The organism is Brevundimonas sp. TWP3-1-2b1 (assembly GCF_049896165.1).
Lineage (GTDB): Bacteria > Pseudomonadota > Alphaproteobacteria > Caulobacterales > Caulobacteraceae > Brevundimonas > Brevundimonas subvibrioides_B.
In genome coordinates this window covers 254167-277578 of record NZ_JAFCTT010000002.1, presented here as the reverse complement: position 1 = coordinate 277578, position 23412 = coordinate 254167, and the positions used below count along the sequence as shown (strand labels likewise).

At 67.8% G+C, this 23412-nt stretch carries 24 protein-coding genes; 7 read left to right on the top strand and 17 right to left on the bottom strand.

Annotated features, from left to right (window positions below; all coding sequences use genetic code 11):
- Positions 1-3: 3 nt before the first annotated feature.
- Genes ACP7AB_RS03120 through guaA form a run of 4 tightly spaced genes read left to right on the top strand, consistent with a single transcriptional unit; the run spans position 4 to position 4050 of the window.
- Positions 4-1422: an RsmB/NOP family class I SAM-dependent RNA methyltransferase gene (locus ACP7AB_RS03120; RefSeq protein ID WP_425987479.1), complete on the top strand. Its 1419-nt coding sequence runs from the start codon at positions 4-6 to the stop codon at positions 1420-1422.
- On the top strand, positions 1422-1823 hold the full coding sequence (locus tag ACP7AB_RS03115) for a lysozyme inhibitor LprI family protein (protein WP_425987478.1): 402 nt from the start codon (positions 1422-1424) through the stop codon (positions 1821-1823). The genes ACP7AB_RS03120 and ACP7AB_RS03115 overlap by 1 nt, the downstream gene beginning before the upstream one ends.
- Complete coding sequence (locus ACP7AB_RS03110; RefSeq protein ID WP_425987477.1) at positions 1820-2491, top strand: 5'-methylthioadenosine/S-adenosylhomocysteine nucleosidase; 672 nt, start codon at positions 1820-1822, stop codon at positions 2489-2491. The genes ACP7AB_RS03115 and ACP7AB_RS03110 overlap by 4 nt, the downstream gene beginning before the upstream one ends.
- The gene (gene guaA / locus ACP7AB_RS03105) at positions 2488-4050 is read left to right on the top strand and encodes a glutamine-hydrolyzing GMP synthase (RefSeq protein WP_425987475.1); all 1563 of its coding nucleotides are present in this window, start codon (positions 2488-2490) and stop codon (positions 4048-4050) included. The genes ACP7AB_RS03110 and guaA overlap by 4 nt, the downstream gene beginning before the upstream one ends.
- Positions 4051-4232: 182 nt before the next feature.
- Here guaA and ACP7AB_RS03100 read toward each other — a convergent pair whose 3' ends face one another.
- From ACP7AB_RS03100 to ACP7AB_RS03090, 3 genes are read right to left on the bottom strand one after another with little or no spacing between them, the layout of a single operon-like run.
- Complete coding sequence (locus tag ACP7AB_RS03100) at positions 4233-7415, bottom strand: efflux RND transporter permease subunit (protein ID WP_425987474.1); 3183 nt, start codon at positions 7413-7415, stop codon at positions 4233-4235.
- Positions 7416-7428: 13 nt separating this feature from the next.
- On the bottom strand, positions 7429-8688 hold the full coding sequence (locus tag ACP7AB_RS03095; protein WP_425987472.1) for an efflux RND transporter periplasmic adaptor subunit: 1260 nt from the start codon (positions 8686-8688) through the stop codon (positions 7429-7431).
- A complete protein-coding gene (locus tag ACP7AB_RS03090) occupies positions 8685-9992 on the bottom strand; it encodes a TolC family protein (RefSeq protein ID WP_425987471.1) in 1308 nt (435 codons plus the stop codon). Before ACP7AB_RS03090 ends, ACP7AB_RS03095 begins: the two co-directional genes overlap by 4 nt.
- 204 nt (positions 9993-10196) lie before the next feature.
- On the opposite strand from ACP7AB_RS03090, the gene ACP7AB_RS03085 reads away from it, so the two are divergent.
- On the top strand, positions 10197-10499 hold the full coding sequence (locus tag ACP7AB_RS03085) for a hypothetical protein (RefSeq protein ID WP_425987470.1): 303 nt from the start codon (positions 10197-10199) through the stop codon (positions 10497-10499).
- 137 nt (positions 10500-10636) lie between these two features.
- On the opposite strand, the gene ACP7AB_RS03080 is transcribed toward ACP7AB_RS03085, so the two are convergent.
- The 11 genes from ACP7AB_RS03080 to ACP7AB_RS03030 all read right to left on the bottom strand — a co-directional run bounded on the left by ACP7AB_RS03080 (position 10637) and on the right by ACP7AB_RS03030 (position 20075).
- Positions 10637-10861 carry an ammonium transporter family protein gene (locus ACP7AB_RS03080; protein WP_425987469.1) on the bottom strand — a complete coding sequence of 75 codons (225 nt, stop codon included), beginning with the start codon at positions 10859-10861 and terminating at the stop codon, positions 10637-10639.
- Between the two features lie 10 nt (positions 10862-10871).
- The gene (locus ACP7AB_RS03075) at positions 10872-11258 is read right to left on the bottom strand and encodes a copper resistance CopC family protein (protein WP_425987468.1); all 387 of its coding nucleotides are present in this window, start codon (positions 11256-11258) and stop codon (positions 10872-10874) included.
- Positions 11259-11275: 17 nt separating this feature from the next.
- The gene (locus ACP7AB_RS03070; protein WP_425987467.1) at positions 11276-12472 is read right to left on the bottom strand and encodes a copper resistance protein B; all 1197 of its coding nucleotides are present in this window, start codon (positions 12470-12472) and stop codon (positions 11276-11278) included.
- Entirely contained in the window at positions 12469-14247 is a 1779-nt protein-coding gene (locus ACP7AB_RS03065; RefSeq protein WP_425987466.1) for a copper resistance system multicopper oxidase, read from the bottom strand. Before ACP7AB_RS03065 ends, ACP7AB_RS03070 begins: the two co-directional genes overlap by 4 nt.
- A 129-nt stretch (positions 14248-14376) precedes the next feature.
- Complete coding sequence (locus ACP7AB_RS03060) at positions 14377-14898, bottom strand: RNA polymerase sigma factor (protein ID WP_426046087.1); 522 nt, start codon at positions 14896-14898, stop codon at positions 14377-14379.
- Between the two features lie 40 nt (positions 14899-14938).
- On the bottom strand, positions 14939-15379 hold the full coding sequence (locus ACP7AB_RS03055; RefSeq protein WP_425987463.1) for a Spy/CpxP family protein refolding chaperone: 441 nt from the start codon (positions 15377-15379) through the stop codon (positions 14939-14941).
- Positions 15376-15654, bottom strand: a complete 279-nt coding sequence (locus ACP7AB_RS03050) for a hypothetical protein (protein ID WP_425987462.1) — start codon at positions 15652-15654, stop codon at positions 15376-15378. The genes ACP7AB_RS03055 and ACP7AB_RS03050 overlap by 4 nt, the downstream gene beginning before the upstream one ends.
- Positions 15655-15727: 73 nt before the next feature.
- Positions 15728-16645: a copper homeostasis membrane protein CopD gene (gene copD / locus ACP7AB_RS03045; RefSeq protein WP_425987461.1), complete on the bottom strand. Its 918-nt coding sequence runs from the start codon at positions 16643-16645 to the stop codon at positions 15728-15730.
- Position 16646: 1 nt separating this feature from the next.
- Positions 16647-17009 (bottom strand): copper homeostasis periplasmic binding protein CopC, encoded by a 363-nt coding sequence (gene copC / locus ACP7AB_RS03040; protein WP_425987460.1) that lies wholly within the window; start codon positions 17007-17009, stop codon positions 16647-16649.
- A gap of 80 nt (positions 17010-17089) precedes the next feature.
- The gene (locus ACP7AB_RS03035; protein ID WP_425987459.1) at positions 17090-17584 is read right to left on the bottom strand and encodes a DUF305 domain-containing protein; all 495 of its coding nucleotides are present in this window, start codon (positions 17582-17584) and stop codon (positions 17090-17092) included.
- Positions 17585-17720: 136 nt separating this feature from the next.
- Complete coding sequence (locus ACP7AB_RS03030; protein WP_425987458.1) at positions 17721-20075, bottom strand: heavy metal translocating P-type ATPase; 2355 nt, start codon at positions 20073-20075, stop codon at positions 17721-17723.
- A 101-nt stretch (positions 20076-20176) separates the two neighbouring features.
- Between ACP7AB_RS03030 and ACP7AB_RS03025 the strand changes: the two genes are divergently transcribed.
- On the top strand, positions 20177-20452 hold the full coding sequence (locus ACP7AB_RS03025) for a metal-sensitive transcriptional regulator (RefSeq protein WP_425987457.1): 276 nt from the start codon (positions 20177-20179) through the stop codon (positions 20450-20452).
- A gap of 59 nt (positions 20453-20511) precedes the next feature.
- Positions 20512-20940, top strand: coding sequence for a DUF305 domain-containing protein (locus ACP7AB_RS03020; protein WP_425987456.1), 429 nt, complete (start codon positions 20512-20514; stop codon positions 20938-20940).
- A gap of 6 nt (positions 20941-20946) precedes the next feature.
- Here ACP7AB_RS03020 and ACP7AB_RS03015 read toward each other — a convergent pair whose 3' ends face one another.
- From ACP7AB_RS03015 to ACP7AB_RS03005, 3 genes are all read right to left on the bottom strand, one after another.
- Positions 20947-21522 (bottom strand): YybH family protein, encoded by a 576-nt coding sequence (locus ACP7AB_RS03015; protein ID WP_425987455.1) that lies wholly within the window; start codon positions 21520-21522, stop codon positions 20947-20949.
- A gap of 113 nt (positions 21523-21635) precedes the next feature.
- The gene (locus tag ACP7AB_RS03010; RefSeq protein ID WP_425987453.1) at positions 21636-21839 is read right to left on the bottom strand and encodes a YgaP family membrane protein; all 204 of its coding nucleotides are present in this window, start codon (positions 21837-21839) and stop codon (positions 21636-21638) included.
- Positions 21840-22043: 204 nt separating this feature from the next.
- Complete coding sequence (locus ACP7AB_RS03005; protein ID WP_425987452.1) at positions 22044-23324, bottom strand: NAD(P)/FAD-dependent oxidoreductase; 1281 nt, start codon at positions 23322-23324, stop codon at positions 22044-22046.
- Between the last annotated feature and the right edge of the window lie 88 nt (positions 23325-23412).

The following is a 23412-nucleotide window of genomic DNA, read 5'->3' as shown; positions in this document are numbered from 1 at the left end:
TAAGTGACCCCAGCCGCTCGCCTCGCCGCCGCCGCCGCCATCATCGACCGCATCAGTGCGGGCAAGGCCCCGGCCGAGGCCGTCCTGAAGACCTGGGGGACCGAGAACCGCTACGCCGGCTCCAAGGACCGTCGGGCCATCGCCGACCAGGTCTACAAGGTCACGCGCGCGCGCGGCCGTCTGGTCTGGGCCATGGGCGGGCGCGAGGACGGGCGCGCCCTGGTCATCGGGGCGCTGAGCCTGATCGACGGTCTGTCGGTCGAGGAGATCGAGGCCCTGCACGCTGGCGACGGCTACGGGCCCAAGCCGCTGTCGAAACAGGAACGCAGCCGCATCAGCCTGACCGACGACGGGGCGCCCGCCTGGGCGCTCGCCGGCCTGCCCGAGTTTGTGGTCGAGGACTTCAAGAACACCTTCGGCGACCGCTGGGCCGAGGAGGCCGCCGGTCTGATGGTGCCACGCGCCCCGATCGACCTGCGCGTCAACGGCGCCAAGGCCACGGTCGACGAGGTCATCGCCGAGCTGCGCGAGGCGGGCCTGGCGCCGGAACGCACGCCCTGGTCGGCCTGGGGCCTGCGCCTCTCGGCCGAGCCGCCGCCCAACGTCCAGGCGCTGGAGGCCTTCAAACAGGGCCGGATCGAGATCCAGGACGAGGGCAGCCAGATCACCTGCTGGCTGGCTGGCGTCGAGCCCGGCATGACCATCGTCGATTATTGCGCCGGGGGCGGGGGCAAGACCCTGGGCCTGGCGATGCAGGGGCTGGCCGTCGGCGCCTCGCGCGTCGAGGCCGCGCCTCCCGAGCCTGAACGCATCTGGACCCCGACCGGCTGGGTCGATGCGCCCAAAGCGAAGCCCAAACCTGCGACCATCGCCAGGGCCGAGGGCCGGCTGATCGCCTGCGACGTGGTGCAGAAGCGGCTCGACAACATCCGGCCCCGGCTGGCGCGCGCCGGCGTGGAGGCGGAACTGATCCACCTCGGCCCGAACGGCGGCGGGGTCGAGGACATCGTCGGCATCGCCGACGTCGTCTTTGTCGATGCGCCCTGCACCGGCTCCGGCACCTGGCGGCGTCGGCCCGAGGACGCCTGGCGTCTGAAGCCCGAGGAGGTCGACCGGATGCATTCGCTGCAGATGGCCATCCTGGCCCGGGCGGCCAAGCTGGTGAAACCGGGCGGACGGCTGGTCTATGTCACCTGCTCCATGCTCAGGGTCGAGAACGAGGCGACGCTGGACCACTTCGAAGAGGATCATCCGTCGTTCGCGCCGGTCGCGATCACCGAAGGCCTGTCGTCGTCTGGCTTCACCGACGCCGGCCGCAACAAGCTGGCTGAATTGGCAGGTGGCGGACATCGCCTGCGTCTTTCCCCGGCCACGGCCGACACCGACGGCTTCTTCGCCGCGATCTACGAACGGACCGCCTGATGCTGAAATCGCCCTTGCTGCTCGGTCTCGCCGTCGTTGGCCTGTGCGCCGCGCCCGCCTTCGCCCAAAGCGATGACGCGATCGATGCCCGGCTGTCGGCCCGCTACGACCGCTGCCTCAACGTCGCCGAGACCACGGTCGAGATGGTCAAGTGCAACACCGACGAACTGGTCGGTCGCGACGCCGATCTGAACCGCGTCTACCGGACGCTGATGGCGCAATCGAGCACGACGGCCGCCGCCGGCTTCCGCCGCTCGCAGCGGGCCTGGCTGTCCACGCGCGACAGCGACTGCGCCGCCGAAGCGGGCGAGGGTTCTATCGCCCGCGTGAACATGGCCCAGTGCGTCCTGCGCAAGACCGTTGAACGCACCCTGTGGCTCGAGGCGAGGGTCGCTGGTTGACCGCTGAGGCGACCACGCCCTGGGATCTGACGGCTTTCGGCCCGCTGACAGCCCTGTGCGTCATGGCGGCCCAAGCCGAGTACGGCCCGGCGTTGAAGGCGCGGATTCGGCCCCTGATCACCGGCGTCGGACCGGTCGAGGCGGCGGTCGAGACCACGATCGCCCTGGCGATGCTGGAGCGGGAAGGGCGGTTGCCTGACCTGATCCTCTCCCTCGGTTCGGCGGGGTCACAGACGCTGCAACACGGCCGCGTCTACTGGGTGGATGAGGTCGCCTATCGCGATATGGACGCCTCGGCGATCGGCTTCCCCAAGGGCGTCACCCCCTTCCTCGACGAGCCCGCCGTCCTGACCCTGGCCAGCGGACCGGCGGGTCAGCCCTATGCCCGCCTCGCGACCGGCGGCAGCGTCGTCACCGGCGAGGCTTATGACGACATTGATGCCGACATGGTCGACATGGAGACCTATGCCGTCGTCCGCGCCGCTGCGAAGTTCGACGTGCCGGTCATGGGCCTGCGCGGCATTTCGGACGGCAAGGCCGACCTGACCGGCCTGTCCGACTGGACCGATACCCTGGCGGTGATCGACGAAGGGCTGGCCGAGGCGCTGGACCTGCTGAAGGCCGAATTCGAACGCCTGACCGCCCCCCTTCCCGAGGAGACGCCATGACTGCCGCCGCCGATCACCAGAAAGTCCTGATCGTCGATTTCGGCAGCCAGGTGACGCAGCTGATCGCGCGCCGCCTGCGCGAGGCCAGCGTCTATTGCGAGATCCATCCCTACGCCAAGGCGGAGGCCGCCCTGGCCGCCATGAGCCCGGCGGCCATCATCCTGTCCGGTGGTCCCGAGAGCGTCCACGAGGAGGGCAGCCCGCGCGCGCCCCAGGCCGTGTTCGAGGCCGGCGTGCCCGTGCTGGGCATCTGCTACGGCGAGATGACCATGTGCGAGCAGCTGGGCGGCAAGGTCGAGGGCGGCCATCACCGCGAGTTCGGCCGCGCCGGGATCACGGTTGCCAAATCCTCGCCCCTGCTGGCCGGCCTCGCCCCCGTGGGTGAGGACGAGACCGTCTGGATGAGCCACGGCGACAAGATCGTCGCCATCCCGGCTGGCTTCGACGTCGTCGCCACCTCGCCCGGTTCGCCCTATGCCGTGATCGCCGACGAGACCCGTCGCTTCTACGGCGTCCAGTTCCACCCCGAGGTCATGCACACGCCGCGCGGCGCGACCATGCTGAAGAACTTCACCCATGGCATTGCCGGGCTGAAGGGCGACTGGACAATGGCCGCCTATCGCGACGAGAAGATCACTCAGATCCGCGAACAGGTCGGCTCGGCCAAGGTCGTCTGCGGCCTGTCGGGCGGGGTCGACAGCTCCGTCGCAGCCGTCCTGATCCACGAGGCCATCGGCGACCAGCTGACCTGCGTCTTCGTCGACACCGGCCTGCTGCGGAAAGACGAGGCGGTCCAGGTCACGACCCTGTTCAGAGAACATTACAACATTCCCCTGATCCACGTTGATGCGTCGAAGGAATTCCTCGGCGAGCTGGCCGGCGTCTCGGACCCCGAGACCAAGCGCAAGATCATCGGCCGGGTCTTCATCGAGATCTTCGACCGCGAGGCCGGCAAGATCGAGGGCGCCGAATTCCTCGCCCAGGGCACCCTCTATCCCGACGTGATCGAGAGCGTCTCGTCGTCGAGCGGCAAGGCCCACGTGATCAAGAGCCACCACAATGTCGGCGGCCTGCCCGACTATATGAAGCTGAAGCTGGTCGAGCCCCTGCGCGAACTGTTCAAGGACGAGGTTCGCGCCCTTGGCCGCGAGCTCGGCCTGACCGACGCCTTCGTCGGCCGTCACCCGTTCCCGGGACCGGGCCTGGCCATCCGCATTCCCGGCGAGATCACGCCCGAGGCCGTCGCGACCCTGCAACAGGCCGACGCCATCTATCTGGACGAGATCCGCAAGGCCGGCCTCTACGACGAGATCTGGCAGGCCTTCGCTGTGCTCCTGCCGGTCAAGACCGTCGGCGTCATGGGCGACGCCCGCACCTACGAAAAAGTCCTGGCCCTGCGCGCGGTCTCGTCCACCGACGGCATGACCGCCGACTTCTTCGAATTCCCTTGGGACGTTCTGGGCAAGTGCGCGACGCGGATCGTCAACGAAGTCCGGGGTGTGAACCGCGTGGTCTACGACGTGACCTCCAAGCCCCCCGGCACGATCGAGTGGGAATGATTCAGGGCTTCAGGAGCCTTTCGACGCTAGCTCCGGCGTTGCCTCTAAATTCCTGATCTAAAACATAAATATGTTCGCTTCCCCTCGGCTCCTTTCGAGGGGTAGCGAACCCGCCTGTCGGTCTGCCGGACGGTCTTGGGTCCATTGCCTCAGCCAAACCGTCCAGCGAGGCCTCACGGCTGTCATTGGCTCCTCCGGTTGAAGGGAAGGCGGGGAAACCCGCGGCGTGGCGCCCTCTCTGGACGAGGCGGGCGGCCGTGGACGAGGCTGTAGAGGGCCGGAAGAATCAGCAGGGTGAGGATCGTCGAGGAGAGGATCCCGCCGATGACGACCGTGGCCAGCGGGCGCTGGACCTCGGCCCCGGCCCCGACGTTCAGGGCCATGGGCACGAAGCCGAGGCTGGCGACGAGCGCCGTCATCAAGACCGGCCGAAGGCGGGTCAACGCCCCCTCGCGGATGGCCTCGTCGAGCGGCTTGCCCTCGACGATCAGGCTGCGGATGAAGGTGACCATCACGACGCCGTTGAGCACCGCGACCCCGGACAGGGCGATGAAGCCGACGCCCGCCGAGATCGACAGCGGCAGGCCGCGCATCATCAGGGCCGCCACGCCCCCGGTCAGGGCCAGAGGCACGCCGGAGAAGACGATGGCCGAGTCCTTCACCGACCGGAACAGAGCGAACAGCAGGCCGAAGATCAGCAGCAGGACCGCAGGCACGACGAGCTGGAGCCGCCTGGCGGCCGAGATCAGCTGCTCGAATGTGCCGCCGTAGGTGACCCAATAGCCGGCGGGAACCGTGACCTCAGCCTCGACCCGATCCTGGACCTCCCCGACGAACGACCCCAGGTCGCGGTCGCGGACGTTTGCCGTGGTCACGATGCGGCGTTTGCCGTTCTCGCGACTGATCTGGTTCGGTCCCGAGGTGAGTTCGATGGTTGCGACCTCATTCAAGGGCACGAACTGACGCGGCTGACCCTCGCCCGCTGGGAGCGGGATCTGGAGACGACCGATGGCGTTGGTGTCGGCGCGAAGACGCTCAGGCAGACGGACGACGACGTCGAACCGGCGGTCGCCCTCGAAGATCTGCCCGGCGGTGGTGCCGCCCATCGAGGTCGAGATCACCGACTGGACGTCGCTGATGCTCAGCCCCAGACGCGCCATGGCGGGCCGATTGGGCGTGATCTGAAGCACCGGCAGGCCGGTGATCTGTTCGGTCTGGGGATCGGCGGCGCCTTCGACCGAGGCCACGATGGTCTCGATCTCGCCCCCTAGCCGCAGGAGTTCGTCGAGGTCGTCGCCATAGACCTTGATGGCGACATCGGCCCGGACCCCGCTCAGCAGTTCGTTGAACCGCATCTGGATCGGCTGGGTGAACTCATACTTGCTGCCGGGGATCTCGTTCACGGCCGCTTCCATCTCGGCGACCAGATCGCCGCGAGCCTTGCGAGGGTTCGGCCAGTCCTTCCTGTCCTTCAGCATGATGAAGGTGTCGGCGACCGACGGCGGCACCGGATCGGTGGCGACCTCGGCAGTACCGATCTTGGCCACGACCCTCTCGACTTCCGGGAAGCGGGCGATGCGCGCCTCCAGGGCCGTCTGCATCTGCACGGCCTGGGTCAGGCTTGTGCCGGGGATGCGAAGGGCGTGCATGGCAATGTCGCCTTCGTCCAGATTCGGCACGAACTCCGAACCCATGCGCGACGCCCCGAACCCGGCGATCAGCACCAGGACCACAGCGATACCGATCATCAGGGTGCGGGCCTTCAGCGCGAAGTCGAGTGCCGGCTGGTAGCCGACCCGCGCCCAGCGCATCAGTAAGCTATCCTTCTCCTCCACCTTGCCCGTGACGAACATGGCGACGGCCGCTGGCACGAAGGTCAGGGACAGCAGGAGCGCCGCCGTGAGGGCGATGACCACGGTGATGGCCATGGGGTGGAAGGTCTTCCCCTCGACCCCGGTCAGGGCGAATATGGGCACATAGACAAGCGTGATGATCATCACCCCGAACAGCGACGGGCGGATCACCTCGCTGGAGGCGGTCGCCGCGAGGTCGAAGCGTTCGTCGCGGGTCAGGATGCGACCCAGCCGATGCTGGGCCTCGCCGTAACGGCGCAGGCAGTTCTCGACGATGATAACGGCCCCATCGACGATCAGGCCGAAGTCGAGCGCACCGAGGCTCATCAGATTGCCCGAAGTTCCAGTCCGCACCATGCCGGTGATGGTCATCAGCATGGTGATCGGAATGACCGCCGCCGTGATCAGGGCCGCACGGATATTGCCGAGCAGCAGGAACAGCACGACGATGACCAGCAGGGCGCCTTCGACAAGGTTCTTCTCGACGGTGTGGATCGCGCGTTCGACCAGTTCGGTTCGGTCGTAGACCGGCGTTGCGACGACACCGGCGGGCAGGGCCTTGGCGGCTTCCTCAAGGCTGGCGGCGGCGGCCTGGGCGACGATGCGGCTGTTCTCGCCGGCCAGCATCAGGACGGTGGCGAGCACGGTCTCCTTGCCGTTCTCGGTCGCGGCTCCGGTGCGCAGTTCCTGGCCCATGCCGATGTCGGCGACGTCCAGAACGCGGATCGGCACGCCGCCCCGAGTGGCGATGACGATGTTGCCGAGGTCTTCGGTCGTCGAGGCCTGCCCCGGCACGCGGATCAGATACTGTTCGCCGAATCGTTCGACATAGCCTGCGCCGACGTTGGCGTTGTTGTTGTCGAGCGCCTTGACCACCTCGGCCATCGTCACGCCGTAGGCCGCGAGCCGCTGGGGATCGGGCGTGACGTGATACTGGCGCTCGTAGCCGCCGACGGTGTTGACCTCGGTGACGCCGAGCGTGTTGCGAAGCTGGGGCCGGATGACCCAGTCCTGAAGCGTGCGCAGGTCCTCGGTCGTATACGGCTGGCCGTCGGGGCGACGCGCCCCCGGCTCGGCCTCGACCGTATACATGAAGATCTCGCCCAGGCCCGTGGCGATGGGGCCGAGTTCCGGCGTCACGCCGGGAGGAAGCTGGCCGAGGGCGCTTTGCAGGCGCTCGTTCACCAGCTGGCGCGCGAAATAGATGTCGGTGCCGTCGTCGAAGATGACGGTGACCTGGCTCAGGCCGTAGCGGGAGACCGAGCGGGTGTATTGCAGGCCGGGCACGCCCGCCACGGCCGTCTCGACCGGGAAGGTGATGCGCTGTTCAGCCTCCAGCGGCGAATAGCCGGGGGCCTCGGTGTTGATCTGGATCTGGACGTTGGTGATGTCCGGGGTGGCGTCGATCGGCAGGCGCTGGAAACTCCAGACACCGACCGCGCAGGCCACGAGGACGAGCCCCATGACCCCCCATCGAAACCGGATCGACAGGGCGATGATGCGTTCAAGCATGGTCCCCCCCCCTCTAGTGGTCATGGCTCGCGCCGGACTTCTCGATGTCCGCGCGAATGAGGAAGGCGCCGTCGACGACGTATTCGGCGCCAGGTTCGAGCCCGCCCAGAACCTCGGTCCACTCGTCGGTCCTTCGGCCCAGATCGAGCATCCGCACCTCGTAGGTGTCGCGGACCTTGGCGTAGACGACGGTGAAGTCACGGAACGGCTGGAGCGCCCTGGTCTGGACCGCCAGGGGCACTGCGCCCTCGCCGACCTGAACCGTGCCCTGCACTCCAAGCCCGGGCCGCCAGACGCCGCCCTGATACGCCAGATCGACATGGGCGATGAGCGTCTGGCTCATCGGATCCGAGCCGGGCAGGATGGTTTCGATGACGCCATTGAAGCGGTGATCGCCCGCCAGGCTGGTGACCTCGACGCGCTGGCCGGTGCGCACACGCTCGGCGTCGCGCGGATAGAGAGCAAACTCGGCGTGCAGACGCGACGGATCGCCAATGACCAGCATCGGCTCGCCGCCCGCGCCCGTGATGGCCCCGGCGTTGACGTTCTTGGCCATGATGACGCCCGAGATGGGCGCGGTAACGGAATAGGTCTGGAGGCTTTCGCTCGACTCGACGCGCGCCAGAACCTGACCGCGCGAGACCCGCTGGCCCAGCTCGACGTTCATCGCCATGACCCGACCCGGATAGCGGGCGAAGACGTCGCTCTGGCCCTCGGGCGTGATTTCCACCCGTCCGCTGAGCGGCAGGGACTCGCCCAGGACCGCAGATCCGGCGCGCTGGGTCGTCACACCCCCGGCGCGGGCCGCGTCGGCTGAGATGACGGTGCGGCCCTCATGGGACGGGTAGGCCCAGGTCGAGCGCTTGCCGTTCTGCGTCGCCGCGACCGCCACGTCGAAGGAGTGCGGTTCGGAGACCACGCCGGGGCTGGCGAGATAGTCATCGGTCGCGGTGAAGGTGAAGCGGTCCACCTTCGGCCCGAGCCGGGTCAGGGCGATGGTCGCCTGGACCTGACGCGGATCCAGCGGCCTGTCCTTCAGATAGGGATAGAGCCGGAACAGGGGCTCCGGCCCCTCCTCGAAGATGGTGATCTCCAGGGCGAAGTCGCCGTCGCGCAGCATCCGCCCCCGGTGAGGACCGCGCTCATAGTCGGCCGCGGCGGTCTCGCCTTCGGCCTTCCCGGCGGGTGCGCCCTGGCCGCAGGCCGAGACGCCGGCGGCGAGCACCATCAGGGACACGGCGATCAGGCGCCGCGAAATAAGAGGAGGGGTCATGGCTGGATCTCCAGGCCGAGCAGGCCGGCGTGTGCGCCTGTCAGCCGGTCAAGGCGGGCGCGGTCGGTGTGGAATTGTTCGAGCACAGCCACTCGGCGCGCCCGGGTTTCGAGCAGGGCCGCATGTGCGGCCATGACGTCGTTGTAGGTGAAGCCGCCCCGGGCGAAGCCTTCCTGGACGAGCGACACCGCGCGTTCGGCCTGTGGCAGGATTTCCTCGGCGATGCGGCGCGCCTCATTGGCCCGGGCCAGGAGTTGCACCTGCAGGCGGGCGATCTCGCGTTCGCGGTCGATCCGGAAGGCCTCGAGATCGGCCTGGTAGGCCGTGCCCTCGGCGCGGGCGCGGTCGATGGCGCCCTGGTTCCGGTCATAGCGCTGCAGCGGAATGGACCCGCCGAACACCAGGGACAGATCATTGTCCCAGATGTGCCTCACGCCCATGCTCACGGTCGGATCCGGAATGGCCCGGGCTTGCTCGACCCGAACACGGGCGTCGGCGATCCCGCGCTGGGCCAGGAAGACATCGAAGTCGGCCTGCGCGGCTTCGCCGGCCGCCACCCGAGACGCACTGGTGTCTTCGAAAGCGGCCGGGCCGACCTCGAAGTCGCCGGCGCCGTCCCAGAACTTGGCCAGACTGATCCGGGCGATCCGGACCGAGATCTCGGCCTGGTCGAAATCGATCTGCGCCTGCGCCAGTTCGGCCTCCGCCCGGGCGCCCGCGAACAGCGGATCACGGGCGGCGTCGACCCGGCGCTGCACCTCGACCTGGAGCCGTTCCGCGAGGGCCAGCCGTTCACGGGCGATTTCCAGCTGGGCCTCGGCCGTCAGCACCTCGGTCCAGGCGCGTTGCACGGTTTCGAGCCGGTCGAGTTGACGGACGCGGGCAGTGGCGAGGACCAACGCGCCTTCGCTCCGCGCCAGATCGACCCGGGCCGGTCGGTCCCCGCCTCGCTCGATCTGCTGTTCGTAGCTCAACGTCGTCTCGGTGCGGCCGAGGATGTCGCCGCCGCCGAGGGTCGGCAGGTTCTCGACCATCAAGCCGAGCGTCGGGTTGGGGCGAACATCCGCCTGACGGACGCCGGCCTCCGCCGCGCGGGAGCGGGCCTCAAGACCGGCCCTGGCGGGATCGGCGGCGGCGGCGCGACGGAGCGCCTCTTCAAGAGCAAGCGACCGCGCAGACACATCGGCAAGGGAGTCAGGCGTCGCTTGTGCGAAAGCCTCGGTGGGCGGCAAGGCCGCCGCAAGGGTGAGCACGAGGGCCGAAACGGCCGCCACTCGCGTCCACGATCCGGCAGGGCCGGACATGGGATGTCTCAAGGGTCGTCTCCAAAAACAGGGCGCGCGCGACCGGGCGGTCGCGCAGGATCAGGTGATCAGGCGCTGCTGTTTTGGAGGGTGAGAAGGACCGTCACCGCGGATTCCGGGCGGCCTCAGGCCTGACGCCGGACCCAGACGGGCGGACGCCATGATGACGGCCTCTGGCTGGTGGGCCGGGGTCGCCAGGGCGACATGCACATCACCACCACCATGATGGTGATGGTTGATCGGACCATCCCCGCCGGGCCTGTCGGCGACGTCGAACGCCGAGGCGTCGTCAGTGGGCGCAGGCTCGGTCTGATCATGCTCGTGATCGTGGTCGATCGTGGCGGCCTCGGGATAGGATACCGCGGGGAACTGAAGGCCGTGTTCAATGCGATGCCGGGTGTCGATCACGCCATGCGCCTGCAGCGCGACCACGATGGCCACGCCGAGGCAGACGCAGAGGAGGCGGAACAATTGCGGCAAGAGAAATCCCCGATCTTCGCCGACTAGGGGGAATCGGGCGACGACGCAACGCGCGGGTCGTCACAGCCGTCGCCCATTGATGAAGACGCCTTTTACAGGCGACGGCGCAAGGCTGACATCCAGCCCGTTTGCGCCTTCGGCCCAGGCGGTCCCGATCGGTTCGATCAGTAGTGGTCGGCGTGACCCTGGGGCGCCGGCGTGTCCGACGGAACCGGGGCGGGCGGCGCCGGCTCGGTCGGTGCGGGATCGGTCTTCATCTTGTCGCAGCAGGGCATGGCGGAGTCCGCGGCCATGTCCTTGCAGCAGTCGCAGGCTTCGGCGGCCAGGGCCGCACCGGCGCTCAGCGTCAGGATCGCGGCAGCGGCGGCCAACAGGTTGGAAACTTTCATCGTCGTTCTCCTAGTGAACCATGAAGCTGGAAGAACCGGACATCTTGTGGCCGTCCGGACCTTCGGCGGCCCAGGCAGCAACGTAGGTTCCCGGGGCGAGACGTGGCAAGGCCACCCCTACGGTCGCGGCGGCCGGCGCGGCGGGCGCAGTCACGACAACCGGCTCCTGTCCATTGGCAGTCAGGGTCACGGTCTTCAGGATCATGGGGTGCGGAAAGGTCGCGCTGAACCGTTCGGGCGAGCCTGAGATCATCGCGCCATCGGCGGGCGTGGTGACGATCCCGGAGGCAGCCGGAGCCTGGGCCTGCGGTGCGGGGTGGTGTCCAGTGTGCGGGTCCTGAGCGGCGGCCGCGCCGGCGAACGCCAAGGCGGCGGTGAGAACTATAGTGCGGATCATGGGGTGGTCTCCTTTGACTAGAACCAGGCCTTGAGGCCGACGACGAAACGGGTGTCTTCAGCTTCGCCGCCTCGGGCTTCGATGAAGTCGGCGGTGTCGCCGAACGAACGGCTCCACTCGACGCCGACGTAGGGGGCGAACTCCTTGCGGAATTCGTAGCGCAGTCTCAAGCCGGCCTCGACCGAAGACAGGCCAGAGCCGATCTCCAGCCCCGGAATATCGCTGGCCGAGGCGTCGATTTCGAGGCGCGGCTGAAGGATCAGGCGTTGGGTGATCCGCTGATCATATTCGGCTTCGACACGGGCGGTCAGGTCGCCCTCCGTGGACAGAAAGGCGGCCGCGTCGATCTCGAACCAATAGGGGGCCAGTCCCTGGAGACCCAGAACCAGATGGGTGGTGTCCTCCCCGTCGGGGCGGAAGTCCTGGCGCACGCCGGCCTGCACATCCCAGAAGGGCGTGATGGCCCGGCTGTAGAGGGCCTGGAGTTCGGCTTCCTCAAGATTGCCGCCGAAGTCGCCTTCGCCCTCTGACTTCCACCAGAAGCGATTGATGTCGCCGCCGCTCCAGCCCTGGACGTCCCAGAGCCAGGTCTCGCCACCGTCACCAGAACCGGCTTCGAGACGGTCGATGATGGCGGTTGTGATGCGGACGTCGCCGTTCTCGCGGATCAAGGTCCTGCGCGAGGCAGCCATGGCGTCGGCGCCGAAGACGAGGTCGGCGGCGTGTGTCGGGCCGCCCCGGGCGGCGGCCGGGAGCGCGTCCTCCGGCGGACGGCCGGCACTATCGGCGCTGGTCGGCACGTCCGCCGGACCCATGCTCATGGTCGACATGTCATGCCCGGCATGGGGATCGGCCTGAGCGGCAGCCATGGTGGACATGTCATGGCCCGCATGCGGGTCCGGCTGTGCGGGCGCCGGGGTCGCCATATCGTGGCCCGCATGGGGGTCGACGGTCACTGGCTGAGCCGGCATCTGGTGTCCCGCGTGAGGATCGGCTGCGGGCGACGTCTGCGCGGGGGGCATCACATGACCCGCGTGGGGGTCCTGCGTGGCGGGCCGTGCGGGCGTCTGAGGCCTGACCACCGGATCGGGCGCGGGTCGCGTCGGCGCCGGGGTCGACGGCATGACATGGCCCGCGTGAGGGTCCTGGGCCTGGGCGCTGAAGGCGCCGGCGGCGAGGATCAGCGGCGCGAGGGCGACGGCGAGACGATTCATGCCGCGGCTCCGTCCATCGGCCGCACCGTGACGACGTTGAACATGCCGGCGTGCATATGCATCATCATATGGCAGTGGAAGGCCCAGTCGCCGGGCGCGTCGGCGGTCAGGTCGAAGGTCACCTTCGAGCCGGGCGCGACATTGACCGTGTGTTTCAGCGGCTGATGCCCGGCCGGCCCGCCCGTCACGAGTTCGAAGAAATGGCCGTGCAGATGGATCGGGTGGGCCATCATGGTGTCGTTGACCAGAGTGACCCGCACGCGTTCGTCGCGCTCGAAGCGGATCGGTTCGACCAGTTCGCTGAACTTGCGGCCGTCGAAGCCCCACATGAACCGTTCCATATTGCCAGTCAGGTGGATTTCCATCGTCCGCGACGGCGGGCGCTGGTCCTTGTTGGGGGCGAGCGACACCAGGTCGGTGTAGACGAGCACCCGGTGATCGACACCCGTGAGACCGATCGGGCGCTCGCCCAGACGGTTCGCCGGATCCATGGAGACCATGTCCACGCCGACGCCGACCGCCATGTCCGGCGGAGCGTTCCCGGGATCGCGCATGTTCATGCCGGCCATGGACATCCCGGCCATGTCGTCAGCCGGAGCCGCGCGCTGAGCCGGGCTCCCGTGGTCCATGCCGGCCATGGCGCCATGGTCCATCCCGCCCATGCCCATGTCGCGCATGGTCAGGTTGGGAACCTCGCGCAGCGGCGGGACCTCGGCCGTCATGCCCGGACGCGGGGCCAGGGTGGCGCGGCCCATGCCCGAGCGGTCGATGGCCTCGGAGACGATGGTGTAGGCGCGGTCCTCGGTCGGCCGGACGACGACGTCATAGGTCTCGGCGACGGCGATCTGGAACTCGTCGGTCTCGACCGGGCGAACGTTCTCGCCGTCGGCCTGGACCACGGTCATCGCCAGACCGGGGATGCGGATGTTGAAGATCGACATGGCCGAGGCGTTGATGATGCGCAGCCGCACCCGCTCGCCCGGCCGGAACAGGCCGGTCCAGTTCTCTTCGGGTCCATGGCCGTTGATCAGATAGGTGTAGGTCGAGCCGTTGACGTCGAGGATGTCGCGCGGATCCATCCGCAAGGCGCCCCACATGCGGCGCTCCTCCAAACTCATCCGGTCGCTGCCGTCCAGAAGGCCCGCGAGAGTCGTGCGCTGCTGGTTGAAGTAGCCGGGGCTCTTCTTCAGCTTCGCCAGGATCTCGTGGGGATGCAGGAAGCTCCAGTCTGACAGGATCAGCACATGTTCGCGGTCGTAGGCGATCGGATCGGCCCCGGCCGGATCAATGACGAGCGGGCCATAGTGCCCCATCGCCTCCTGAAGCCCGGAATGGCTGTGATACCAGTAGGTGCCCGACTGCTTGACCGGAAACTCATAGACGAAGGTCTCGCGGGGCTTGATGCCGGGGAAGCTGATACCCGGCACGCCGTCCATCTGGAACGGCAGCAGCAGCCCGTGCCAGTGAATCGAGGTGTCCTCATCGAGGGTGTTGGTCACCGACAGGCGGACATTCTGACCCTCGCGAAGGCGCAGCAGCGGCGCCGGCAGCAGGCCGTTGACCGTCACGGCGTGCCCCGTTCTGCCGCCGACCGAGAAGGGCGAATGTCCGACGGTGAGGTCGATATTGGGCCCGACGAGCGAGGGCAGATCGGACCGCAGGCCCGCGGATCCCGTCTGGGCCCAGGCCGGCATCAGGCCTTGCAGACCCAGCAGGCCGCCGCCGGCCGCAGCGCTGCGGAGAAGGCTGCGGCGATCCAGTCTCGTACTCGACATGACAGTTCGGTCCTCGCTCAGACTATATCGACGTCGTCTTCCAAGGCGCGGGAGACCGAACGTCCTACTGTCAATACGCATGAACACGCCCGTCCCCTTGCGGCGAACCGTCTCAGACGGTGGTGACGGTCAGAGTCCCCGAAGCGCCTCGGCCAGCCGGGCCCGGGCCCTGGCGACGCGGGTCTCAACCGCCTTGGGCGTGGCCCCGACGATGCGCGCGACCTCGGTGTGAGAGCGACCTTCGAGGGCGGTCAGAAGGAGCGGCGCCTTCAGGGCGTCCGGCAGGGCGGTTATGGCCCGATCCAGGGCCGCCCGGCGCTGTCCCTGGTCCAGACGCTCTTCGGGGGACGCGGTCCCGTCCCCGACGGCGAGGGCCTCCGGCGCGTCCAGCCCCATGACACCGCGGACCACCCGGCGGACCGTGCGCTTGCGGCCCCAGTCGCGGCATTTGTTGACGGCGATCGAGCGGAGCCAGATGGGGAAGCTGCGGCTGGGATCATACCGGCGAATGGCGAGCCAGGCGGACGTATAGGTTTCCTGAACGAGGTCGTAGGCCTCGTCGTCGTCGCCGACGTACCGGCGCACGAAGCGATGCAGGTCGCCCTTGGTGGCGGTCATCAGCGCGCTGAAGGCGGCCCGGTCGCCTGTCACCGCCCGTGCTTCGAGTGGAGCCCCCGAACCCACCCGGCGTCTACCCTTCGTCTTGCAGGAGGGCTCCGACGACCTGGCGGTCGAACGTCTGGGCCTGCTGCGGCGTCAGGACCGACCGCATCTCGAACACATGGGCGATGGTGGCCTTCTGGAGATCGCCCATGGCGACATGGAAATGATCAACCGCGGCCTGGACCTGCGGACTGTCGCCCTCGCTGGCCGCGATCGCGTCCGCCAACTCGCGATTGGCCGTCCGGACTTCCGCTTCAAGCGCGCCCCGGCGCGAGGCGAAACGGGCCTCGATCGCCTCCAGACGGGCTTCCTGTTCCGCCGTCAGATCCAGCTGATGATGGACGATGCTGTGCAGATTGGGCGCGTCGTGCCGCTTCATCAGCCAGGCCGTGCTGGCCCAGGTCCCGGCGCCGCTGGCGAGGGCGGCGAGCGCCGCCGTGATGGCGATGGATCGCCAGCTCGCCGTCATCCGCCGGCTCCCAGGATTACGATCGGGGACAGGCCCCCCGACACGCTGAACACCTGCATCTCCGAGGCCTCGGCCTGTGCGGACAGGGCGAACAGGCCGCCGTTGGCGAGGCCCACGACGAGCGCCATGCCCATGGCGGCGACGCGGACCTGGCCCATCCGCCGCTCGCCGACCCGGTTCTCGATGCGGCGCCACACATCGGATTCCAGCCCGGAAAGCGTGGCCGGGCTCGCCGGCCGGGCGTTTGCAATCAGGCGATCGATGTCCTCAGTCATGTTCCACCTCTGTCGGCCCCCGTAACCCCATACGCTTGGTACAGCCAAATCCCTCGGTTGAGGTCTCGCGCCGTCAAGGCAATGAAGCCGGCGGGGCGAGCGTGCCCATCACGGCGACGACCATCAGAACGGCCACAGAGAGCGCGAATTCCACGACAAGGCTTCGCCTGAGAGGGCCGAACACGGCAGCCGGGTCCTCGCCGGCAGCCTCGAAGGCGGGCGTCAGGCGGAAGCGATTGGCGGCCGCCAGGCTCAGCATGAGGCCGAACAGGACGAGCTTGAGAATCAACCAGCGCCCGTAGGCGGTATCGATCAGCGTCCAGAACCCGCTCCACCCCACCAGGAAGGCGCTGTTCACCAGCCCTGTCAGCACGAGAACCGCCACAGCGAAGGCGCCGACATCCGCGAAGCCGACCAATGCACGCGCCAGAGCTCGATCCTGAACGGACGGCTCCCTTGGGCGCCACACCACCAGGGCGGCAAAGGCGGCCAGAGCCCCGACCCAAACCGACGCCGCAACGGCGTGCAGAATGTCCGACGCCAGATGCAGCGCGTGTCCGGAACCCTCCGTGGCCGCGCCGTGACCGGTCCAGGCGAAGCTCGCCGAGACGACAAGGCCAAGCGAGGCGCAGACCCACCAAAGCCGGGGCCCGGGTCTGATCATCGCGATCGCCGCCACGGCCAGAAGCGCAAGGGCGGATCGCACCGCCAGCGCCATGCCGAGACCCATGCCAGTGACCATCATGACCAGCGAACCGGGCTTGATCGCTTCGCTCAAGGATCCCGCCATCATCGCGGTCTGGGCGACGAGGGCCGCCGGAGCCGCCAGAGCGAGCGCCACGGCCGCCCAGAACAGGGCGGGCCGCGGCCAGGCCAGGGCGAGGGGCCTGGTCGCCGCCGCGCTGTAGATCAGGAAGGCGGGCAGACCGAACAGCAGGGCGGCTGCGGCGTACTGGACCGCTCGAAGGCCAATGACCGCGGCCTCGATCACGTCAGCGAACGGTGAAGGCGTAGGAACCGGTCATGCGGTGGCCGTCGTTCGAGGCGATGGTCCAGTTGACCGTATAGCCTCCGGCGGCGAGCGGTCGGGCGAGCGCGCCAGTAATCGATCGGCCGTCTTCGCTCACAGCCGTGCTGACGGCGGCCTTGGCGCCGGCGGTCGTCACGACTTCGAACGTCGAGAAGGCCGGGACCATCCGCTCGCTGAAGGTGAGGGCGATGGAGCGGGGCGCGGCCACGGTCGTGTTGGCCGCGGGCGTCGAACTGACCAGGCGCGCATGAGCGCTGACCGCACCGGCGGCCATGACCACGACTGCGGCGACGGCAAAGGCGGGAACGAAACGATTGAAACGCATGTCGTGACTCCACTGACATCCAGACTATGTCTCAGACATACGCGGCGGACGCCGCTTTCCCTCGCCGCAGCCTCTTCCGTTCAGTCGCGGCGCTTTTCGAGCAGCGCCTGCATCTGGGCGATCTCCTCCTGCTGGCCCCGCACGATGCCGTCGCACAGGGCGATGATCTCCGGATCGGTGAGCGACGCCTGTTCGCACATCAGCACGGCTCCGGAATGATGCGGGATCATCGACCGCAGGAACTCGTCGTCGCCTACGAACGCCTGGGTTCGCATGCCGATGAAGCTGCCGACGAAGATCACGGTCGCGACCGCTCCGATGATCAGGTTCGTCTTCCGGGACGGATACATGGACCGCATGAAGACAAGCATCAGGACTGCCATCGGCGCGACCATCATCAAGGTCATGTAGACGTTGTTCAGGTTGAGGTAGAAGTGACCGAGCGTGGCGATCATCGTGAACATGACCAGGTACATGATGACGAAATCTATCGCCAACTCGAGGTAAAGGCTTCGGTAGGGGCCCATACCGCCCGCGCGGCCGTGCTCGTCGTGGCTCGAATGTTGATGCGACATCGTCCGTGTCCTTCTGCAGAAATGTCGGCCAACACCGCCCGTTGGCCTTGAAACGCACGAAGGCGTCGGCGGTCGCTGCGGTTCAATCCGGCCCTGCGCCGCCAGTTCCCCGGCGCTGCAGGAGTTGAAGCCGCGCCTAGAGTTTCACCGCGCGCAGCCTCAAGGCGTTGCCGATGACGCTGACCGAGGAGAGCGCCATGGCCAGCGCCGCCAGGGCGGGCGACAGCAGCCAGCCGAACACGGGGTACAGCAGGCCGGCCGCCACCGGGATGCCGAGCGCATTATAGCCGAAGGCGAAGACGAGGTTCTGGCGGATGTTGCCCATCACCGCCTTCGACAGATGCCTGGCGCGGACGATGCCTTGCAGGTCGCCGCCCAGCAGGGTGACACCGGCGCTCTCGATCGCGACGTCCGAGCCCGCCCCCATGGCGACGCCCACATCGGCGGCGGCGAGGGCCGGGGCGTCATTGACCCCATCCCCCGCCATGGCGACGATACGGCCTTCGGCGCGAAGCTGCTGAACCACGGACGCCTTGTCCTGCGGCAGGACCTCGGCCTGGACCTCGTCGATTCCGAGGCGTCGCGCCACGGCTTCAGCCGTCGTCCGGTTGTCTCCGGTCATCATGACCAGCCGCAGGCCGGCCGCCTTCAGCGCGAGGATCGCATCCGGCGTGGTGGCCTTGATCGGGTCGGCGATGCCGATGACCCCGGCCGCCTTGCCATCAACCGCCACGAAGATGGCGGTGGCGCCGTCGTGGCGGAGCGCCTCAGCCTTTGGCTCCAGCGCGGAGACATCGATCGAAAGCTCGCCGAGATAGCGGGTGTTGCCCAGGGCCACCTGGCGACCTTCGATCGTCCCGCGCACGCCGCGGCCGACCGGGCTGTCGAAGTCCGCTGCCTCGGAAAGGGAGATATCCCGGTCCCTGGCGGCCCGGACGATCGCGTCGGCCAGGGGATGCTCGCTGCCGCGCTCGAGGCTGGCTGACAGACGCAGGATGTCCGCTTCGGCAAAGCCCTCGGCGGGCAGGATCGCCGTCACGGACGGGCGGCCTTCAGTCAGGGTGCCGGTCTTGTCCAGAACCAGGGTGTCGACCTTCTCGAAGCGTTCGAGCGCTTCGGCGTTCTTGATCAGTACGCCGGCGTGCGCCCCTCGGCCCACCCCCACCATGATCGAGATCGGCGTCGCCAGGCCGAGCGCACAGGGACAGGCGATGATGAGGACCGAAACCGCCGCGATCAGGGCGTAGGACAGTTGAGGCTCCGGACCGATCAGGCCCCAGATGACGGCGGCCAGTATGGCGATCGCGATCACCGTCGGGACGAACCAGCCGGAGACCGTGTCGGCCAGCCGCTGGATCGGCGCGCGGCTGCGCTGAGCCTGGGCCACCATCTGGACGATCTGCGAAAGCAGGGTGTCGGCCCCGACCTTGTCGGCGCGCATGATGAAGGAGCCGGTCGTGTTCAGGGAACCGGCGACGACGCGGTCGCCGGCTTCCTTGGTCACCGGCATGGACTCGCCGGTCACCATCGATTCATCGACGGCGACGCGGCCCTCCAGCAGCTGGCCGTCGACGGGGATCTTCTCTCCGGGACGTACCCTGAGGGAATCCCCGACCACGACCTGATCCAGCGAAACGTCTTCATCGACGCCGTCGGCCCGGACCCGTCGCGCGGTCTTGGGCGCGAGGTCCAGCAGGGCGCGGATGGCGCCGGAGGTCTGCTCCCGTGCCCGCAGTTCCAGGATCTGCCCGATCAGGACCAGCACCGTGATGACCGCCGCCGCCTCGAAATACACCGGCGCGCTTCCGTCGGGCTTGAGGAAGGCCGGCGGGAACAGGGTCGGAGCCAGGACCGCCACGACGCTGTAGAGCCAGGCGACCCCCACCCCCATCGAGATCAGGGTGAACATGTTCAGCCGACGGGTGCGCAGTGACGTCCAGCCCCGCTCGAAGAAGGGCAGGCCGCACCACAGGACCACGGGCGTCGCCAGCGCGAACTGGATCCAGTTCGATATCTGGCCCGGGATCAGCATGTGCAGGTTGGTCAGGTGCCCGCCCATCTCCAGGGCGAAGACCGGCAGGGTCAGGACCAGGCCAACCCGGAAACGGCGGGTGAAGTCGATAAGTTCATGGTTGGGCGGCGCTTCGGCGGTGACCGTTTCCGGTTCGAGCGCCATGCCGCAGATGGGGCAGGAGCCTGGGCCTTCCTGCCGGATCTCCGGGTGCATGGGGCAGGTATAGATGACGCCTGGAACGACGGGCCCGGCTTCCGCCCTGGGGGTCAGGTAGCGGTCCGGGTCGGCGATGAACCGGGTCCGGCACCCTGCCGAACAGAAGAAATAGTCCTTGCCGTCATGGTCGGCGCGATGAGCCGTCGTCGCGGGATCGACCGTCATGCCGCATACCGGATCCTTGACCGTGGCAGAGCCGTCCGAGGTCTTGGCCGCGCAGCACGTGTGGGCTGCGGAGTGACTATGGGGATGCGTGGACATATCGCTCTCTCCGTCTGATCGAAGCGCTCACCTATACCCATAGGGGGTATATCGCAAGATACCCATATGGGGTATATGGATGGCTCACGAGGCGAGGCCGCATGCAAACTGAAACGAAACCCAAGGTCCTCAACCGGCTGAGCCGCATCGAAGGACAGGTGCGGGGAATCGCCCGCATGGTAGAAGACGACCGGTATTGCGTGGACCTGCTGACCCAGTTGCGGGCGGTCCGGGCCGCGCTTCATCGCGTGGAGACCGAAGTGCTGCGGGATCACCTCGATCACTGCGTGATGGGCGCCATGACCGGCGACGACCCCGAGGATCGAAAGGCCAAGGCTGGCGAACTGATCGAACTCCTGGCGCGGGCCGGACGGTAGGACCGACGGAACAAACGAGCCCGCCTGGTCGCTAACGTCGGGATCCCAAGGACCCCGTCATGAAACGCATCAGTCTCGTCCTCGCCGCCTGCGCCCTGTCGGTGGCCTGTTCCCCGCAACAACCCGAAGAGCCCGCTGCCGCCTCGCCTGAGGCGGCCGCAATGGCAGGCGGCCACGGACAGATGGGCGCCGGCATGTCTGCGGCCGCGCCCGGCGATTCCGTCGCCACCCAGGGCTACAAATCCTCGATGAACACGATGATGGACGAGATGCCCGCGTTTACCGGCGATGCGGACATCGACTTCATGAAGCAGATGCGCGGCCACCATGTCGCCGCCGTCTCGATGGCTCGCGTGGAGCTTGCGCAGGGCAAGGACGCCCAGGCGAGAAGCCTGGCCCAGGAGGTGATCGCGGCGCAGGAGCGCGAAATCACCCTGATCGACGCCTGGCTGGCCCAGAAGAGGGCGGCTGCGGCCCCCGCTGGCTGACGTGGATCAGCGCGCCGCGTGCGACGACCAATGAATGTGCGAAATCCGCCATCCACCGGCCTCGCGACGAAGGACCATGGTTTCGACCGAGAGACTGTCGATCGGGCGCCCGTTGAACATGCCTGTCGTTCGGCTTTCTGTCGCGACCCACGCGCTGTCTGCGCCGGCTCGCGCTAGCCGGCGGGAATGGATGCTGGGCACGGCGGCCGAGAACGCCGCGTCGGCGGCCAGATGGTGCTGGGCATATTCCGCTTTCGATCGCTCAGCCCCGCCGCCCTCGAAAATCAGGACGTCGTCGGCCAGGAGGGCCAGTGCAGCGTCTGTCTCGCCGTGTTCAAGCGCAGCATGAAAGGCGTCGACGACACTCGCGGCCGCCGTCGCCTCGGCTTGGACATCATCGACCGAGGTCGCGGCAGTCTGGACGGGGTCATGAGCGAGCGCAGGTCCGACCGATGTGATCGACAGGGAGATGGCGAGGGCGAGAAGAGATTTGGCGGACGACATGGAATTTCCCCGAAGCGATGAACTGGTTTCACACGCTAGATGCCATTTTGAACGCAGGCGACCCCGGCGCTTCGCCATTTGAGGGGCTACGTCGGTCCGTCTGACGGTCCTTAAGCCCGCCGCGGTCTTATGGCGCACGACGGCGATCCGCGCGCCCGACTCCAGGCCTTGAGCGCGACGACCGCTCGGGGCTAGCGGAAGGCGACCCCGACCTTGACTCCAAGCTTCTTGAAAACGAGGGCGGCGGGACAGAATCCGGTGAAGGCGGCCTGGATCGCGTTGAGGCCTGCGAAGATCGTCAGTCCGATCCACCAGGGGTTCACGAAATGCGCGAGGGCGACGCTGGTCAGGACAACACAGCCAAGGAAAAGGAATACAGCACGGTCTACGGTCATGGTCAGTCTCCAGTCAGGCCCGGCCTTGGGCCGGGTCAAGGGCCTGGCGCGTCCAGGCGACGATCTGTGGGCTGCTCAGCAGCCCGGCGGTTCGGGCGATCACCTGATCGTCGCGAAGGAGCAGCAGCGCCGGAATACCGGGTCCTTGCCGTCCGGCGTGCGGTTGGCCGCACTACAGGCCGGGCAGACGAACTGGCGCACGGGTCAGGCCTTGATCTTGCGCAAGCCCATGACATCCAGGGCCAGCTTCTCGTAGAAGGGCACGCTCTCGCCCCGCCTGATCTTGCCCAGGAAGTATTTCTCGAAGCCGACCTTGGCGAGGTGGACCCATTTGCCGCTCGCCGACCAGTTGACGTTGCGGGGCGGGATCTGCGGCTGGGCGACGAAGGCCACGCCGCCGTCGCCGAAGTCGGCGAGGCAGAAGGCATTCCAGGTCGCCTCGTTCGTCGGGGGTTTGCCGTCGATGATCTCGGCCATGTTGTGGGCGATGGCGGTGACCATGCTCTCGATCATGAAGCCGGTCTTGGGGACCCCGACCGGCACCGGGGTCTTTCCGGTCGGCGCGATGGCCACGCAGACCCCAAGGCCGAAGACGTTGGGATAGGTCGGATTGCGCTGGTGTTTGTCGATGACGATGAAGCCGCGCGGGTTGGTCAGGCCTTCGACGCCCCGGACGGCGGCGACGCCGCGAAACGCCGGCAGCATCATTGAATAGGCGAAGGGCAGGTCGTGGGTCTGTTTGACGGCGCCATCGTCGGCGATCTCCTCGACATGCATCAGGCCAACCTCGACCGAGGCGACCCTGGCGTTGGTCACCCATTTGATGTGGCGATTGCGCATCTCGCTCTCGAGCAGACCCTTGGTGTCGCCGACGCCGTCGAGGCCAAGGTGGCCGACGTAGGGCTCCGAGGTGACGAAGGTCATCGGCACCCGGTCGCGGATCTTGCGGCGCCTGAGCTCCGTGTCGAGGATCATGGCGAACTCGTAGGCCGGACCAAAGCACGAGGCGCCCTGGACGGCTCCGACGACGATCGGACCCGGATTCAGGACAAAGGCGTCGAAAGCGGCGGCCGCGGCTTCCGCGTGATCGACATGGCAGACCGACTGGGTGAAGCCGCCATGCGGCCCAAGACCCGCGATCTCGTCGAAGGCCAGGTCGGGGCCGGTGGCGATGACCAGATAGTCGTAGCCGACGAGGGTGCCGTCGTTCAGCTCGACCTGATTGAGGGCAGGCGAGACCTGCCTGGCGCCGACGCCCGTGAAGGCGATGCCGCGTTTGGCGAAGACCGGCGGGAGATCGACCTCGATGGCGTCGCGCTTTCGCCAATGGACGGCGACCCAGGGGTTGGATGGGACGAAGTGAAACCTGTCGCCTTGCGACACAACGCTGACGTCGGCCCCGTCTCCGACGGCGTCCTTGATTTCGAAGGCCGCGACGGCCCCCCCCAATCCCGCGCCCAGGATGACGATGCGGGGCCTGGCCATGGTCGGTCTCCTGAATTGGCGGCCTTGGCCGCTGTGGAACGTCCGCGCTTTCGCCCGACCGCGCCTTGATCCGGATCAAGGCCGGGCA

Coding starts and splice junctions, on each gene's coding strand:
- ACP7AB_RS03035 (WP_425987459.1), bottom strand. CDS start 17,584: ATGTCGCATCAACATTCGAGCCACGACGAGCACGGCCGCGCGGGCGGT.
- ACP7AB_RS03025 (WP_425987457.1), top strand. CDS start 20,177: ATGCAAACTGAAACGAAACCCAAGGTCCTCAACCGGCTGAGCCGCATC.
- ACP7AB_RS03090 (WP_425987471.1), bottom strand. CDS start 9,992: ATGTCCGGCCCTGCCGGATCGTGGACGCGAGTGGCGGCCGTTTCGGCC.
- ACP7AB_RS03095 (WP_425987472.1), bottom strand. CDS start 8,688: ATGACCCCTCCTCTTATTTCGCGGCGCCTGATCGCCGTGTCCCTGATG.
- ACP7AB_RS03070 (WP_425987467.1), bottom strand. CDS start 12,472: ATGAATCGTCTCGCCGTCGCCCTCGCGCCGCTGATCCTCGCCGCCGGC.
- ACP7AB_RS03065 (WP_425987466.1), bottom strand. CDS start 14,247: ATGTCGAGTACGAGACTGGATCGCCGCAGCCTTCTCCGCAGCGCTGCG.
- ACP7AB_RS03005 (WP_425987452.1), bottom strand. CDS start 23,324: ATGGCCAGGCCCCGCATCGTCATCCTGGGCGCGGGATTGGGGGGGGCC.
- ACP7AB_RS03055 (WP_425987463.1), bottom strand. CDS start 15,379: ATGACGGCGAGCTGGCGATCCATCGCCATCACGGCGGCGCTCGCCGCC.
- ACP7AB_RS03050 (WP_425987462.1), bottom strand. CDS start 15,654: ATGACTGAGGACATCGATCGCCTGATTGCAAACGCCCGGCCGGCGAGC.
- ACP7AB_RS03080 (WP_425987469.1), bottom strand. CDS start 10,861: ATGAAAGTTTCCAACCTGTTGGCCGCCGCTGCCGCGATCCTGACGCTG.
- copC (WP_425987460.1), bottom strand. CDS start 17,009: ATGCGTTTCAATCGTTTCGTTCCCGCCTTTGCCGTCGCCGCAGTCGTG.
- ACP7AB_RS03030 (WP_425987458.1), bottom strand. CDS start 20,075: ATGTCCACGCATCCCCATAGTCACTCCGCAGCCCACACGTGCTGCGCG.
- ACP7AB_RS03020 (WP_425987456.1), top strand. CDS start 20,512: ATGAAACGCATCAGTCTCGTCCTCGCCGCCTGCGCCCTGTCGGTGGCC.
- ACP7AB_RS03115 (WP_425987478.1), top strand. CDS start 1,422: ATGCTGAAATCGCCCTTGCTGCTCGGTCTCGCCGTCGTTGGCCTGTGC.
- ACP7AB_RS03100 (WP_425987474.1), bottom strand. CDS start 7,415: ATGCTTGAACGCATCATCGCCCTGTCGATCCGGTTTCGATGGGGGGTC.
- ACP7AB_RS03015 (WP_425987455.1), bottom strand. CDS start 21,522: ATGGCGAAGCGCCGGGGTCGCCTGCGTTCAAAATGGCATCTAGCGTGT.
- ACP7AB_RS03010 (WP_425987453.1), bottom strand. CDS start 21,839: ATGACCGTAGACCGTGCTGTATTCCTTTTCCTTGGCTGTGTTGTCCTG.
- ACP7AB_RS03075 (WP_425987468.1), bottom strand. CDS start 11,258: ATGATCCGCACTATAGTTCTCACCGCCGCCTTGGCGTTCGCCGGCGCG.
- guaA (WP_425987475.1), top strand. CDS start 2,488: ATGACTGCCGCCGCCGATCACCAGAAAGTCCTGATCGTCGATTTCGGC.
- ACP7AB_RS03085 (WP_425987470.1), top strand. CDS start 10,197: ATGCACATCACCACCACCATGATGGTGATGGTTGATCGGACCATCCCC.